The 14,571-nt window shown below is 61.8% G+C and carries 15 protein-coding genes; 6 read left to right on the top strand and 9 right to left on the bottom strand.

The window, feature by feature from the left end:
* Positions 1–40: 40 nt before the first annotated feature.
* The 6 genes from INQ47_RS19945 to minC all read right to left on the bottom strand — a co-directional run bounded on the left by INQ47_RS19945 (position 41) and on the right by minC (position 4,536).
* A complete protein-coding gene (locus INQ47_RS19945) occupies positions 41–208 on the bottom strand; it encodes a hypothetical protein (protein ID WP_016501052.1) in 168 nt (55 codons plus the stop codon).
* A gap of 140 nt (positions 209–348) precedes the next feature.
* On the bottom strand, positions 349–1,638 hold the full coding sequence (locus INQ47_RS19940) for a M18 family aminopeptidase (RefSeq protein WP_209964122.1): 1,290 nt from the start codon (positions 1,636–1,638) through the stop codon (positions 349–351).
* 169 nt (positions 1,639–1,807) lie between these two features.
* Positions 1,808–2,443: an RluA family pseudouridine synthase gene (locus INQ47_RS19935; protein ID WP_019436776.1), complete on the bottom strand. Its 636-nt coding sequence runs from the start codon at positions 2,441–2,443 to the stop codon at positions 1,808–1,810.
* A 150-nt stretch (positions 2,444–2,593) separates the two neighbouring features.
* Positions 2,594–2,848 (bottom strand): cell division topological specificity factor MinE, encoded by a 255-nt coding sequence (gene minE / locus INQ47_RS19930; protein WP_009682849.1) that lies wholly within the window; start codon positions 2,846–2,848, stop codon positions 2,594–2,596.
* A gap of 3 nt (positions 2,849–2,851) precedes the next feature.
* Complete coding sequence (gene minD, locus INQ47_RS19925; RefSeq protein ID WP_003252574.1) at positions 2,852–3,664, bottom strand: septum site-determining protein MinD; 813 nt, start codon at positions 3,662–3,664, stop codon at positions 2,852–2,854.
* A gap of 110 nt (positions 3,665–3,774) precedes the next feature.
* Positions 3,775–4,536, bottom strand: a complete 762-nt coding sequence (minC, locus tag INQ47_RS19920) for a septum site-determining protein MinC (protein ID WP_021782475.1) — start codon at positions 4,534–4,536, stop codon at positions 3,775–3,777.
* A 111-nt stretch (positions 4,537–4,647) separates the two neighbouring features.
* Here minC and INQ47_RS19915 point away from each other — a divergent pair, with 111 nt between their 5' ends.
* A complete protein-coding gene (locus INQ47_RS19915) occupies positions 4,648–5,583 on the top strand; it encodes a lipid A biosynthesis lauroyl acyltransferase (protein ID WP_252458975.1) in 936 nt (311 codons plus the stop codon).
* Positions 5,584–5,728: 145 nt separating this feature from the next.
* On the top strand, positions 5,729–6,877 hold the full coding sequence (locus INQ47_RS19910; RefSeq protein WP_404702406.1) for a patatin-like phospholipase family protein: 1,149 nt from the start codon (positions 5,729–5,731) through the stop codon (positions 6,875–6,877).
* A gap of 87 nt (positions 6,878–6,964) precedes the next feature.
* On the opposite strand, the gene INQ47_RS19905 is transcribed toward INQ47_RS19910, so the two are convergent.
* Both INQ47_RS19905 and INQ47_RS19900 read right to left on the bottom strand, forming a co-directional pair.
* The gene (locus INQ47_RS19905; protein WP_252458977.1) at positions 6,965–7,792 is read right to left on the bottom strand and encodes a VacJ family lipoprotein; all 828 of its coding nucleotides are present in this window, start codon (positions 7,790–7,792) and stop codon (positions 6,965–6,967) included.
* On the bottom strand, positions 7,785–9,083 hold the full coding sequence (locus INQ47_RS19900; RefSeq protein ID WP_252458978.1) for a serine/threonine protein kinase: 1,299 nt from the start codon (positions 9,081–9,083) through the stop codon (positions 7,785–7,787). Before INQ47_RS19900 ends, INQ47_RS19905 begins: the two co-directional genes overlap by 8 nt.
* Before the next feature lie 190 nt (positions 9,084–9,273).
* Here INQ47_RS19900 and INQ47_RS19895 point away from each other — a divergent pair, with 190 nt between their 5' ends.
* Complete coding sequence (locus INQ47_RS19895) at positions 9,274–9,639, top strand: hypothetical protein (protein ID WP_252458979.1); 366 nt, start codon at positions 9,274–9,276, stop codon at positions 9,637–9,639.
* A 49-nt stretch (positions 9,640–9,688) separates the two neighbouring features.
* Here INQ47_RS19895 and INQ47_RS19890 read toward each other — a convergent pair whose 3' ends face one another.
* Positions 9,689–11,254, bottom strand: coding sequence for a beta (1-6) glucans synthase (locus tag INQ47_RS19890; RefSeq protein ID WP_404702405.1), 1,566 nt, complete (start codon positions 11,252–11,254; stop codon positions 9,689–9,691).
* A gap of 197 nt (positions 11,255–11,451) precedes the next feature.
* On the opposite strand from INQ47_RS19890, the gene INQ47_RS19885 reads away from it, so the two are divergent.
* From INQ47_RS19885 to INQ47_RS19875, 3 genes are all read left to right on the top strand, one after another.
* The gene (locus INQ47_RS19885; protein ID WP_252458981.1) at positions 11,452–12,312 is read left to right on the top strand and encodes a glycine betaine ABC transporter substrate-binding protein; all 861 of its coding nucleotides are present in this window, start codon (positions 11,452–11,454) and stop codon (positions 12,310–12,312) included.
* 223 nt (positions 12,313–12,535) lie between these two features.
* On the top strand, positions 12,536–12,847 hold the full coding sequence (locus INQ47_RS19880) for a DUF485 domain-containing protein (protein WP_252458982.1): 312 nt from the start codon (positions 12,536–12,538) through the stop codon (positions 12,845–12,847).
* A complete protein-coding gene (locus INQ47_RS19875) occupies positions 12,844–14,508 on the top strand; it encodes a cation acetate symporter (RefSeq protein WP_404702404.1) in 1,665 nt (554 codons plus the stop codon). Before INQ47_RS19880 ends, INQ47_RS19875 begins: the two co-directional genes overlap by 4 nt.
* The last annotated feature ends 63 nt before the right edge of the window (positions 14,509–14,571 follow it).

The following is a 14,571-nucleotide window of genomic DNA, read 5'->3' as shown; positions in this document are numbered from 1 at the left end:
AAATCTACCTCAGGTCAAACGATTGACCGAGTGTAGAGGTTTATGTCGGCAGTTTCTCGAGGATCTTCCAGCAGGTGAGGCCGAAAATACCCAAGGTGCCGATCCACATCATCAGTACACCGATGTTGCGTTCGCGCATACTGAAGCCGATGGTCAGCAGCATCAGGAACAGGAACACCGGCACGAACAGAGACAGGAACGGGGACATGGACAGCAATCCTTTTGCAGTGGGGCCATGTAACAAGCATAGCGCTTGGCAAGCGAGGCGTGATTGACCTTGAGCATGTGTAAGCAGGCTTGGCCTGTTCGAGGCGTCGAACCGCCGCGAACAGGCCGGGCCTGCTTACATCAAGGCAGTTCGCGGCTACGGTAGAACGCGGTCAGTACCTTCACCAGGTGCGCCAGGTCATGGCTGCCGCACAGCTCGCGAATGGAATGCATGGCAAATGTCGGCAAACCGATGTCCACCGTGCGCACACCCAGGTGGCTGGCGGTGATCGGCCCGATGGTCGAGCCACAGCCCATGTCGCTGCGCACCACAAAGCTCTGCACCGGTACTTCCTCGGCCATGCACAAGTGGCGGAAGAACCCGGCCGTCTCGCTGTTGGTGGCGTAACGCTGGTTGTTGTTCACTTTGATCACGGGCCCGGCGTTGAGCTTCGGCCCGTGGTTGCCGTCATGCTTGTCGGCGTAGTTGGGGTGCACGCCGTGAGCGTTGTCGGCCGACACCATCAGCGAGCGCTGGAGGGTGCGCACATAGGTGTCGCCACCGGGCAGCAGGCGCTGCAGGGTCTGCTCCAGCATCGGGCCATCGGCACCGCAGGCCGAGCAACTGCCGACTTCTTCGTGGTCGTTGCACACCAGCACACAGGTTTCGTCGCTGTCGGCGGCCAGCAGGGCCTGCAAACCGGCGTAGCACGACAGCAGGTTGTCCAGGCGGGCGCCGGCGATGAAGTCACCATTCAGGCCGATCAGCGCGGCGTCCTGCGTGTCGTAGAAGCTCAGCTCGTAGTCCAGCACCACGTCGGCGATCAATTCGTGCTCGCGGGCCAGTTGCTCGGTGAGCAGGGCGCGGAAGTCAATGCGCTCGTCACCAGCCACTTGGGCGAGGATGGGGGGCAGTTCGTTCTGCGGGTTGATCGCCCAGCCTTCGTTGGCGGTGCGGTTCAGGTGGATCGCCAGGTTGGGGATGATCGCGATTGGCAGCTTGAAGTCGATCAGCTGGCTTTCGACCTTGCCGTCGCGGCGGTAGGTGACGCGGCCGGCCAGCGACAGGTCGCGGTCGAACCAGGGTGCCAGCAACGCGCCGCCATACACTTCTACGCCCAGTTGCAGGAAGCCCTGGCGCTGAAGCTCGGGCTGAGGCTTGACCCGCAAGCACGGGCTGTCAGTGTGGGCGCCGACCATGCGGATGCCATTGAGCAGCGGCGACTGCTTGCCCAGTTTGATGGCGATGATTGAAGAATCGTTGCGGGTGACGTAGTAGCGGCCGCCACCCTCGGGGTCCCAACTGTCGCGCTCGTCCAGGCGCTTGTAGCCGGCCGCCTCAAGGCGCTGGACCAGGCTGGCGGTGGCGTGGAAGGGCGTGGGGGAGGCCTTGAGAAAGTCGATAAGGCCGGTATTCAGTGCATCGCGCATAGCTCACTCCAGACAGCAGTGGCGCGAGTTTAACGCACAATGTCGACAATTGGTGTCTGCATCTTCGCGGCCAAAGCCGCTCCCACAGGTATTACACAGCCCCTGAGAGCGGCGCGGTACCTGTGGGCGCGGCTTTAGCCGCGAAGAGGCCGGTACAGGCCCTGCGAAATCAGAACGGCGCCGGGCACTCGAACTTCAACCGCTGCCCGGACACCGGGTGGGTAAAGCTCAGCATCGAGGCATGCAGACAAAGCCGCTCATGAGCTGCCAGGGCTTGCGGGTTGGCGTATAACCGATCACCCAGCAGCGGGTGCCCGATCGACAGCATGTGCACGCGCAGCTGGTGCGAACGCCCGGTAATCGGTGTCAGCTCCACCCGACAGTGATCGCCGCAGCGCTCGACGATACGCCAGAAGGTCAGGGCGTGCTTGCCCTGCTCGTGGTCCACCACATGCCGTGGTTTGGTCGGTGGGTCGTAACGCAGCGGCAGGTCGATGCTGCCGCTGTCGAGCGCCGGCTGGCCCCAGCACAGTGCGGTGTAGGCTTTTTCGGTTTCACGGTCGTGGAACTGGCGCGACAGCTCGCGGTGGCTGTCGGCATCGCGTGCCAGCAGGATGATGCCGGAGGTTTCCCAGTCCAGACGGTGCACGATCAGCGCATCGGGGTAGCCGTTTTCCTGCAGGCGGGTGATCAGGCAGTCCTTGTTGTCCTCGGCACGGCCAGGGACCGACAGTAGCAGGGTCGGTTTGTTGATCACCAGGATGGCGGCGTCTTCGAAGAGGATCTGGACATTCGACAGCGGCATTACAGGTCTCACGAAAATAGCAGTAAACGCTGGGGCCGCTTTGCGGCCCTTCGCGGGCAAGCCCGCTCCTACAGCGGAATGCATAACCTTTGTAGGAGCGGGCTTGCCCGGAAGGGCTGCAAGGCAGCCCCAAATTGTCGACTACGCGGATCAGCGATCCGGCAGGGTGATGTTCAGCTCGAGAATCGAGCAGCTGCCCTGATTTTCCAGCTCGATATGCACATCATCGTTGCCGATGTTCACATATTTGCGGATCACTTCCAGCAGTTCTTTCTGCAGCTCGGGCAGGTAGTCCGGTTCGCTGCGTTGGCCGCGCTCGTGCGCCACGATGATCTGTAGACGCTCTTTCGCTACCGACGCGCTGGTCTGTTTCTGTCTGCCACGAAAGAAGTCAAAAAGGTTCATGGTTTATTTGCTCCCGAAAATGCGCTCGAAGAATCCCTTCTTCTGTACATCGATGAAGCGCATCGGCTTCTCTTTGCCCAGCAGGCGGTCGACCGCATCACTGTAGGCCTGGCCGGCATCGCTCTGGTCATCGAGAATGACCGGGATACCTTGGTTGGACGCCTTGAGGACGGCCTGCGACTCCGGGATCACACCCTTGAGCTTGATCGACAGGATTTCTTCCACGTCGGCCACGCTCAGCATTTCGCCCTTGACGACGCGCTCTGGGTGGTAGCGGGTGATCAGCAGATGCTCCTTGATCGGCTCTTCGCCGTTTTCGGAGCGGCGCGACTTGCTCGACAGAATGCCCAGCATACGGTCGGAGTCACGTACCGACGAAACTTCCGGGTTGGTCACCACGATGGCTTCGTCAGCGAAGTACATGGCCAGGTGAGCACCTTTTTCGATACCGGCCGGCGAGTCGCAGATGACGTACTCGAAGTCCTTCTTCAGGTCCATCAGTACCTTTTCCACGCCTTCCTGGGTCAGCGCGTCCTTGTCACGGGTCTGGCTGGCGGCCAGCACGTACAGGTTCTCGAGGCGCTTGTCCTTGATCAGGGCCTGCTGCAGGTTGGCTTCGCCGTTGACCACGTTGACGAAGTCGTACACCACGCGGCGTTCGCAGCCCATGATCAGGTCGAGGTTACGCAGGCCCACGTCGAAGTCGACAATGACGGTCTTGTGGCCGCGCAGTGCGAGGCCGGTACCAATGGCGGCGCTGGTAGTGGTCTTGCCCACACCCCCCTTGCCGGAAGTAACCACGAGAATCTTGGCCAAGGTGTTTCACCCCTAAAATTAGTCGGGACACTTGTCCCTGCAAAAAACTGAAATAGCTAAATAAAGGCAACGGTAAAAAAAGTTGCTCTAAAAATGCTGGCAAGTATCCGTTAAAGACGGGTGATGTTCAACACGTCACCAGACAGGCTGACTTGCACGCTGGTACCCCACAGCGGATCCCGGCGCAGGTCTTCGCAGACCTTGTACTGGCCGGCGATCGAGACCATTTCGGCGGTCATCTGCTGGCAGAAGATACGCGCCTTGGTGTTGCCTTTGATGCCGGCAAGGGCGCGGCCGCGCATGGCGCCGTACACATGGATGTTGCCATCGGCCAGAAGTTCCGCACCTGGGCTGACCGAGGCGGTAACAATCAGGTCCCCCCCCTGAGCATAGATCTGTTGGCCACCGCGTACTGGCGAAGTAATGATGCGGGTCGGGCGCACCTCGGGTTCGGGGGGCGGTGGTGGCGCCGGGGCCGGTTCGGGCTTTTTGACCACCTCGGGCTCGGGCTCCAGCGGCCGTTCGCGGGCCCCTGACGGCGGCAGCACCGGCAGGTCGATGGCGATGGCGGCGGCGATGTCCTCGATGCGGTTGGCGCGGATGGCCAGGGTACGCAGGCCGTGGTGTCGGCAGATCCGCATCAAGCCGGGCAGGTCGACCGCCCCTTCGTCGGCCGGCAGCTTGTCCAGCGCCAGCACCAGCGGTGTATTGCTGAAGAAGTTAGGGGCCTGGGCGACTTTGGCCGCCAACTGGCGGTCGAGGGCTTCAAGGTCATTGCGTGCCAGTTCCAGTACCGTAATGGCGAGCATGCTGCCCTTGAGCTGGAACACGGAGGCGGTGTCGGGTGTGTGGTTTGGGCTCATGGTCTGCATAGACGGCTTGTTGCGAAAAAAGTGCCCTGACTTATAACGAGAACACCGGTTGCCCGCAACATGCGCTGATCCGTTGTAGAATGCGCGGCCTTTGTCTTTCCGGATGCTTCAATGGAACGCCCGCGTTTTCGTCCCTATTACCTTCACCCCAAGTTCTGGGGCCTGTGGCTGGGCCTGGGCCTGCTGTGGCTGGTAGTCCAGTTGCCGTACCGGGTGCTGCTGAAAGTCGGTGCCGCGCTGGGCGCCGTCATGTATCACTTTGCCGGTGAACGTCGGCGCATTGCCGCGCGCAACCTGGAGCTGTGCTTCCCGGAGCTGTCGGTCGACGAACGGCAGCGTTTGCTCAAGGCCAACTTCGCCTCAACCGGCATTGCCTTCTTCGAAATGGCCATGAGCTGGTGGTGGCCCAAGGCCAGGTTGGCGCGCCTGGCCCATATCGAGGGCCTTGAGCACCTGCAAGCCGCCCAGCAGGCGGGGCAGGGCGCGATCCTCATGGCGGTGCACTTCACGACCCTGGAAATCGGCGCCGCGCTGCTCGGCCAGCAGCACACCATCGACGGCATGTACCGCGAACATGGCAATGCACTGTTCGATTTCATCCAGCGCAGCGGCCGCGAGCGGCACAACCTCGACTCGCTGGCGGTGGAGCGTGAAGACGTGCGCGGCATGCTCAAGCTGCTGCGTTCGGGCCGGGCGATCTGGTACGCACCGGACCAGGACTATGGCGCCAAGCAAAGTATCTTCGTACCACTGTTCGGCATCCCGGCAGCGACGGTAACGGCCACTACCAAGTTCGCCCGGCTGGGGAAGGCGCAGGTGATTCCGTTCACCCAGAAGCGCCTGGAGGATGGTAGCGGCTATCGCCTGGTCATCCACCCGCCGCTGGCGGATTTCCCCGGTGAAAGCGAAGAGGCCGATTGCCTGCGCATCAACCGGTGGGTCGAAAGCGTGTTGCGCGAGTGCCCCGAGCAGTACCTGTGGGCGCATCGCCGGTTCAAGTCTCGGCCCGAAGGGGCGCCGCGGCTGTATGACAAGAAAAAGCGCTGAACCTTGTAAGCAGGCCTGGCCTCTTCGCGGGTAAACCCGCTCCTGCAGGATTACCACAGGTTCTGCATATTGCGGGGCCCTGTGGGAGCGGGTTCACCCGCGAAGAGGCCGGGCATGAAAGCACCTTGACCCCAGGAAGGACTCCATGGCTCCACCCCCGGTAACCGGTCTCATCCTTTCTGGCGGCGGCGCCCGCGCCGCCTATCAGGTCGGCGTGCTGGCAGGTATCGCCGAGTTGCTGCCCGCCGGCGCGCACAACCCGTTCCCGGTTATCGTCGGTACCTCCGCCGGGGCCATCAACGCCGTCACCCTGGCCAGTGGTGCCGTGCACTTCAATGAGGCCGTGCAACGGCTCACTGCCTTCTGGCAGAATTTCCGCAGCCATCTGGTCATCCGCAGCGACTGGCCCGGGGTCGTGCGCCAGGCCAGCCGCTTCGTCGGCCACAGCCTGCTGGGTCTGGGCGGCAAGGCGCCCGTGGCGCTGCTCGACAGCAGCCCTTTGCGCAGCCTGCTGCAAACGCACCTGAACCTGGATGGCATCGGCCACGCCTTGGCCGCCGAGCAACTGCGCGCCGTGGCAGTGACCGCCTTTGGCTACGAGTCTGGGCAGGCGGTGACCTTCTACCAGGGCCGCGGCACGATCGAGGCCTGGCTGCGTCACCGGCGTATTGGCGTACCTGCACCGCTGACCATCGACCACCTGCTGGCCAGCGCGGCGATTCCGCTGCTGTTCGCCCCGGTGCAACTGGGCGGTGAATATTACGGCGACGGTGCGGTGCGCCAGTCGGCGCCGATCAGCCCGGCCTTGCACCTGGGCGCCAGCCGGGTGCTGGTGGTCGGGGTCAGCGGAAACCCGCAACGGCCAGCGCCACCGGTGCCGCCCCAACGTGTGTTCAGCGGGCAGCAGCCGAGCCTGGCGCAGATCGGCGGGCACATGCTCAACAGTACATTCATCGACAGCCTGGAAGACGATATCGAACTGCTGCAGCGCCTCAACCACTTGAGCGGGCTATTGCCGGCGCACCTTGATGCCCGGCGCCTGGGGTTGGCACCGATCGATGTTCTGGTGGTGGCGCCCAGCCAGCCGCTGGATGAGATTGCCGCTCGGCATCGCCGCGAGTTGCCGGCGGCGTTGCGCCTGTTTTTACGTGGGCCGGGGGCAACGCGCACCAGCGGGGCGGGGGTGTTGAGCTATTTGCTGTTCGAGGCCAGCTATTGCAGTGAACTGATCGAGTTGGGGCGGCGCGATGCCCTGGCCAAGAAGTGCGAGCTTTGTGAATTCCTGGCAATTTGATGTTGTCTGTGCGGGCCCTTTCGCGACAAGGGGGTGCGCCAATACCTGTGTAGGCGCGGGTTCACCCGCGAAAGGGCCGCAGCAGGCTTACTCGGCTATCTGCAACTTGCGCGCCTGGGTATACACATACCGCACCTTTTCATACTCGAACGGCGAGTTGAGCTGGCCATAGCGGAATTTGGTCGTATAGCGCTTGTCCACCACGCGCAGGGCGAAGATTTCCGGGTGGTCGCTGCTGACTTCAGCCACGTTCAGGTAGTTGACTGCCTGCTCTCCCGCATAGTCCACCACAATCCCGGTGGTATCGCGCAGGTTCGATGGCCCTAGCACCGGCAGCATCAGGTACGGCCCCTCCGGCACGCCATAGAAGCCCAGGGTCTGGCCAAAGTCCTCGCTCTGGCGCGGCAGGCCCATGCTGGTCGCCGGGTCCCACAGCCCGCCCACGCCGATAATCGTGTTGAACATCAGCCGCGCAGTGATTTCTGCCGAGCGCTTGGCTTTGAGCTGCAACACGCTGTTGAACAGGTTCGGTATATCGCCAAGGTTGTTGAAGAAGTTGCTCACCCCCGTGCGCACGAAGCTTGGGGTGACATACTGATAGCCATTCACCAGCGGCAGCAGCACCCATTGGTCCAGTCGGTAGTTGAAGTGATAGATGCGCCGGTTGATCGACTCCAGCGGGTCGTACACGTTCAGCGCCTCCAGGGTTGAGCGCTCGAACTCGCGCTGGTCCAGCCCAGGGTTGAATTTCAGCTCACGCAGCGGGTCGAGGAAGCCATCGGCTTCAGGCACCAGGGGCGCGGTACCGATCACTTGCGGGTCGGCCTCGACCACGCTGGCTCGCGGTGCGGTTTCGGCGGCCAGGGTGTGACCAGCGGCAAGCAGGGCAGTGGCGAAGAGGAGTTTGTTAACCACGGAAGAACTCCAGCATGGCGTCACTGTTGACGCGATAGTTGAGGTTGCCGCAATGGCCGCCATGGGGGTAGAGGGTCAGTCGGTCACCGAACACCTTGCGCAAAAAGCCAATGTCACCCGGGCCGAGAATGACGTCGTCGGCGTTGTGCATCACGGCGATCTTGTCACTGCTGCGCAGGTAGTCTTCCAGCGCATACAGGCTGACCTGGTTGACCAACTGCAGGATGCTGTTGCCGTCGGTGCGGGCGCGCCACATCGGAATCACCTGTTCGGTCATATAGCAGTCGAAGTCGCACTGCAGGGCGCGCTTGAAGAACGGCGTGAGGCTGCTGCCTTCGGTGATCGGGAACTTCGGCGGAATGATCAGGCCGCGGCGGTTGATCAGGTCGGAGGTAAAAGCAATGTCTGCTGCCGAGAAGCGGAACGAAGTACCGATCAGCATGGCCATCTGTTCGTTGGACAGGTGCTGGCGCGACTGCTGGAAGTCGTACAGCAAGGCGTCGTTCAGGTCGATGTAGCCCTTGTCCTGGAAGTAGCGGGTGAGTTTTTCCAGCATCAGCTCATAGAACGTGGTGCTGCGGTCGATGCCCTTGACCTGGGTTTGCACCAGTTTGTCGAGGTTGTTGATCGAGGTGTAGAGGTTGACCGGTGGGTTGAGCAGCAGCACACGCTTGAAGTTGAAGCTGCGGCGGGTCTCGTCCAGGTGGCTGACGAAGGCGGCGTCGAGCGCACCCAGGCTGTAACCGGTGAGGTAGAAGTCACTGACCGGCAGGCGTGGATGCTGGGCGCGCACGGCCTGCATCACCCGGTACATGTCTTCGGCGTCTTCCTGGCTGATGCCGGGGGTGGCAAAGCGTGAGGCTGCACTCATGAAGTCATAGCTGGTGGGCGATGACAGTTGCACCACGTGGAAACCCGCTTGGTAGAACAGCTTTTTCAGGTATTCATTGATGCTGCTGCTGTACGGCGCGCCGGTGCCGGCGATGATGAAGATCAGCGGCGCTTCGCGATCCTGGCGAGCCAGGCGGTACTTGAGTTTCTTCACGGCCCAGAAGTTGTCGGGCAAGGTGAACTCACGTTCCGGGCGCAAGTTCAGGCTGTAGTCGGACTGATTGATTTCATCGTCGCTGGGCAAGTCAGGGCGTTTGTCCGGCGGCGTGGTGGCGATGGTCGCCTCGAACGGGTTGGTCAAAGGGTAGCCATAGCTGGCAGCGTCGATATCCCGCGCTGAAGCGGCCACAGCCATGAGCAGGCTGCCGAGCAGGGCAGCGAGGCGCAAAGATCGAAGCATTTAATCCCCCAAAAGAACGCAAGGTCGAGCAGTGTGCAGGCTAGGACCACAGCCAGGCGGGCAAAGTTGCCCGCTGCGGTGGCCTTTGGCGTACTTGCTATTTGCAACATAGCTGCCGGGGTGTGATTTTGCCTTACAACCGGGCATAAGCGATCATGGATGCTTTCGATTGCCGCTATTGGAGAACAGGATGTCTCGTTCGCTGCCGACGGCGCTGCTGGTGCTGTTTCTGGGGCTTTGGCTCGCGGCCAGTTATGGCGTGCGTTACGGCCTCATGGAGGATGACCAGTGGGTAGGGCTGTGCACAGTGCCAACGGCGTACTGGCAGTGCGAAGTGCGTGCGCTGCTGGGGTTGGGTATTCACCATCAGGTAATGGCCTGGGGCGGTCTGGGCCTTGCACTACTGGCCCAGTTCGTTTCCGCGCGTGTCGGCTGGTGGCTGGCAGTGTTGGCTTTGGTGTTCGCGGTGCCGGCGCTGGTGCTGTATACCGCCAGCATTGCGGTGTTTGCGCTGGTGCTGGCGGGGTTGCGCCTGGTCAGGCAACCCCCATTGTAAGCAGCTGCGCTCCCACAAGGTCCGCGCCGGGCTCGAGGGATATGCAGTATCAAGCCTGGCGCATCCGCAAGCTTCGCCACAACGCCGCTGTCATCAGCACACTCACCACCGCCCAGCCCCAGGCCTGCTGGTTCTCCAGCCCTTCCATGAACAACTGCGGCGCCACCCCTGCGCCGACGATGAACGCCAGCAACGCCACCTCTGCCCGCCGCGCCCGCACCGGCCACAGCACATACACCAGCGCCGGCAACGCCAGCGCCGCACTGGGGAAGCTGCGGTAGCGTGGGTCGAACACCATTGCCAACATGCTCACCGCCGCAGCAAAGCCCGCCGCCAGCAACAGCCAGCCAGCTTGAACCTGCAGCCAGGCGAACAAGCGCTCACGCCAGCCGGCCCGCCTTGCCAGCGCCAACAACGCATGGGCCAGCACCAGCAGGTTCAGCCCGGCCAGCATCAGTGCCCATAACCACTCCCCGGCAAAGCGCGCGTGGGTACGCATCAACTCGCCCCACAAGCCCAGGCAAGCAGCGCCAAACGCCGCCAGTAATGGCAGCAGCAAGGCCGCCATCGGTGTAGCGGGGCGCCCGGCCAGCACCAGCATGATCACCATCAGCACGGCACTGGCCAGCAGCCACTGAGGCCAGTCATGCAGGTTGCTCACTGGCCCTTCGAGCACACCCTTGTCTTGCCGGTCCGCGTCGTATAGCCCCCAGTAGCCACCCACCGCGCCCTCATTGACGCGTTTCCACGGCTGATCGAAGGCTTCGATCAGGTTGTAGTGCCAGCCATTGCGTTCGGCCATAGCCACAAAGCCGCGGATAAAGCGCGCCTCATTGACCCGGCTGGGTACCGCAGTTTCGCGTTGGCGGCCTTCGCTGGGCCAGCCGGTTTCGCCAATCAGTATGTCCTTGGGCGCGAAGCGTGTGCCGAATACCCGGCGCACATCGGCGACGTGGGCCAAGGCTTCGTCGATGCCTCGCGGGTCGTCCTCCCAGTAGGGCAGCAGATGGATGGTCAGGAAGTCCACTGCAGGGGCCACTTGCGGGTGCTGAAGCCAGAACTCCCAGACATCGGCGTAGGTCACCGGTACCTTGACCTGGCTCTTCACCCGCGCGATCAACTTGGCCAGGTGGGCACCGGTCACCTCCTTGCGCAACAGTGTCTCATTGCCGACGATCACCGCGCTGACCACGTCAGGGTTGGCGTTGGCAGCGGCGATCAGCAGGTTGATTTCCCTCTCGGTGTCGGCCGGGTGGGCATTCACCCAGGCGCCCAACATCACCTTCAGGCCATGCTTGCGTGCCAGCGCCGGGATTGCCTCAAGACCGCTCATGGAATAGGTCCGAATGCACTGAAACCGCTCGGCCAGTAACGCCAGGTCGGCGTCCATCCGCGCCGGGCGCAGGCGAAACGGCTGGTCATAAGGCGACTGGTCTTTGTCAAACGGCGTGTACGAGGCGCATTGCAGCTTGTGTGCAGGGCTGGCCGCATCGGGCAGGTGCACTGGCTTGCCCAGCCCGTACCAGAGCCCCCCCAGCCCGAACAGGGCCAGCAGGCAGGCAAGCAGGTACAACGGTAACAACAGGCGGCTACAACTGGGCATCGGGCGGTCCATCGTCTGGCACAAAAGGTTAGATAGTAGCCCGGCGCCAAACCTTTGGCATGCAAGGATCGCGCAGGCCGCTGCCGGCCGATGGCGCTAATGGCATAGTGCTGTCGCATATGGGGCGGGTACAGGTCGCAGCTGGATCAGGTCGTCTTGTGTTGCAGGAAGATGATGGAATCTCCAAGACCTGACGAGGGGATGCTTTGATGGCAACTTTGAAGAAAATGCGACGTTTACTGGGTGTGGGCACCGCCCTGGTAATGGCCATGAGCGCTGCACAGGCTATGGCCAAAGAAGTAAGCATTGGTTACGTGGATGGTTGGGCCGACAGCGTGGCGACCACCAACGTGGCTGCCGAAGTAATCAAGCAAAAACTCGGCTACGACGTGAAGTTGCAGGCCGTTGCCACGGGGATCATGTGGCAGGGTGTGGCAACTGGCAAGCTCGATGCCATGTTGTCGGCCTGGTTGCCGGTGACCCATGGCGAGTACTGGGCCAAGAACAAGGACAACGTGGTCGACTACGGCCCGAACTTCAAGGACGCCAAGATCGGCCTGATCGTCCCCGAGTACGTCAAGGCAGTGAGCATCGCCGACCTCAAGACCGATAACAGCTTCAAGGACAGGATCGTCGGCATTGATGCAGGCTCCGGTGTGATGCTCAAGACCGACCAGGCAATCAAGGACTATGACCTGACGGGTTATAAATTGCAGGCCAGTTCGGGCGCTGCGATGACTGCGGAACTGGGCCGTGCCTATGCCAAGCACCAGTCGATTGCGGTGACCGGTTGGGTTCCGCACTGGATGTTCGCCAAGTGGAAGCTGAAGTTCCTCGAAGACCCGAAAGGCGTGTATGGCGCGTCGGAAACCGTGAACAGCATCGGCAGCAAGGAACTGGCAAGCAAGGCACCGGAAGTGGCGGAGTTCCTGAAGAAGTTCAACTGGCAGTCCAAGGACGAGATTGGCGAGGTGATGCTGGCGATTCAGGAAGGGGCCAAACCTGAAGCGGCAGCCAAAGACTGGGTAGCCAAGCACCCTGATCGCGTCAAGGAGTGGACTGGCAAGTAATAGTCTTCCAGGACCAATGTTGTTTCTTCGCGGGTAAACCCGCTCCTACAGGCGTGTGCAAGCCGTTGTAGGAGCGGGTTTACCCGCGAATAGGTTTTCACTTTGTTACGCAATCGGTAAAACACCGTTGCATCTAAGACTAAGGTCGTCTGGTTGGCGTCCGGCAGCCGCATAAAGTAAGGGTGTGGGTTCTTCCCCTACCTGTGCTGCTAGGACAAAAACAATGAACGACAGCATTTACCTCTCGATACAAAACAGCCCCCGTTTCAAGGAGCTGGTCACCAAACGCGAACGGTTCGCCTGGATTCTCTCGGCGATCATGCTCGGCCTGTACTGCACCTTCATCCTCCTGATCGCCTACGGTCCTCATTTGCTGGGCGCCAAGCTCAGTCCTGAGTCATCGATTACCTGGGGCATTCCCCTGGGCGTCGGCCTGATCGTTTCGGCATTCGTCCTGACCGCCATCTACGTGCGCCGCGCCAACGGCGAGTTCGATGAGCTGAACAAGGAAATCCTGAAGGAGGCGCAACAATGACTCGCTCTGTCAAAGCCTTGGCCGTACTGGCCTGCGGAGCCTTTGCACCCGCCGTGTGGGCCGCAGATGCCCTGACCGGCGAGGTGCAGAAACAACCGCTGAACGTTTCCGCCATCGCCATGTTCGTGGCCTTCGTCGCCTTCACGCTCGGCATCACCTACTGGGCCTCCAAGCGCAACAAGTCGGCATCGGACTACTATGCTGCCGGCGGCAAGATCACCGGCTTCCAGAACGGCTTGGCGATCGCTGGCGACTACATGTCAGCCGCCTCGTTCCTGGGTATTTCCGCGCTGGTGTTCACGTCTGGTTATGACGGCCTGATCTACTCGATCGGCTTCCTGGTCGGCTGGCCGATCATTCTTTTCCTGATTGCTGAACGCCTGCGCAACCTGGGCAAGTACACCTTTGCCGACGTGGCCTCGTACCGCCTCGGGCAAAAGGAAATCCGCACCCTGTCGGCCTCCGGTTCGCTGGTGGTGGTGGCGTTCTACCTGATCGCGCAAATGGTCGGCGCCGGCAAGCTGATCGAGCTGCTGTTTGGCCTGGACTACCATGTAGCGGTGGTCATGGTGGGTATCCTGATGTGCCTGTACGTGCTGTTCGGTGGCATGCTGGCCACTACGTGGGTACAGATCATCAAGGCTGTGCTGCTGCTGTCCGGTGCCAGTTTCATGGCGCTGATGGTCATGAAGCACGTGGGCTTTGACTTCAACACGCTGTTCACCGAAGCGATCAAGGTACACGCCAAGGGTGAGGCGATCATGAGCCCCGGCGGCCTGGTCAAGGACCCGATCTCGGCATTCTCCCTGGGCCTGGCACTGATGTTCGGTACTGCCGGTCTGCCGCATATCCTGATGCGCTTCTTCACCGTCAGTGACGCCAAGGAAGCGCGCAAGAGCGTGCTGTATGCCACCGGCTTCATCGGCTACTTCTACATCCTCACCTTCATCATTGGCTTTGGCGCGATCCTGCTGGTCAGCACCAACCCGGACTTCAAGGACGCGGCAGGCGCCCTGCTGGGCGGCAACAACATGGCTGCGGTGCACCTGGCCAATGCGGTGGGTGGCAGTGTGTTCCTCGGCTTCATCTCGGCGGTGGCCTTTGCCACCATCCTGGCGGTGGTGGCTGGCCTGACCCTGGCCGGTGCCTCGGCGGTGTCCCACGACCTGTACGCCAGCGTCTGGCGCAAGGGCAAAGCCAACGACAAGGACGAGATCCGCGTATCGAAGATCACCACTGTCGCCCTGGGTGTGCTGGCGATTGGCCTGGGGATCCTGTTCGAGAAGCAGAACATCGCCTTCATGGTCGGCCTGGCGTTCTCCATTGCCGCCAGCTGCAACTTCCCGGTACTGCTGCTTTCGATGTACTGGAAGAAGCTGACCACCCGCGGCGCCATGATCGGCGGCTGGCTGGGCCTGGTGAGTGCGGTGACGCTGATGATCCTTGGCCCGACCATCTGGGTACAGATTCTCGGCCACGAGAAGGCCATCTACCCGTACGAGTACCCGGCGCTGTTCTCGATGGCCATTGCCTTCGTCAGCATCTGGTTCTTCTCGGTCACCGACAAGTCCAAGGCGGCTGAGGATGAGCGCGCGCTGTTCTTCCCGCAGTTCGTGCGTTCGCAGACTGGCCTGGGTGCCAGCGGGGCGGTCTCGCACTAACGTCAATCCCCTGCATTGAAAAACGCCCCGCCTGTCGGGGCGTTTTTTGTTTTATGCAGTCAG

It is taken from the genome of Pseudomonas sp. 3HC3, from assembly GCF_044904505.1.
Classification (GTDB): domain Bacteria; phylum Pseudomonadota; class Gammaproteobacteria; order Pseudomonadales; family Pseudomonadaceae; genus Aquipseudomonas; species Aquipseudomonas putida_Y.
Note: the sequence above shows the minus strand (reverse complement) of the source record. Positions and strands in the feature narration are given on the sequence as shown.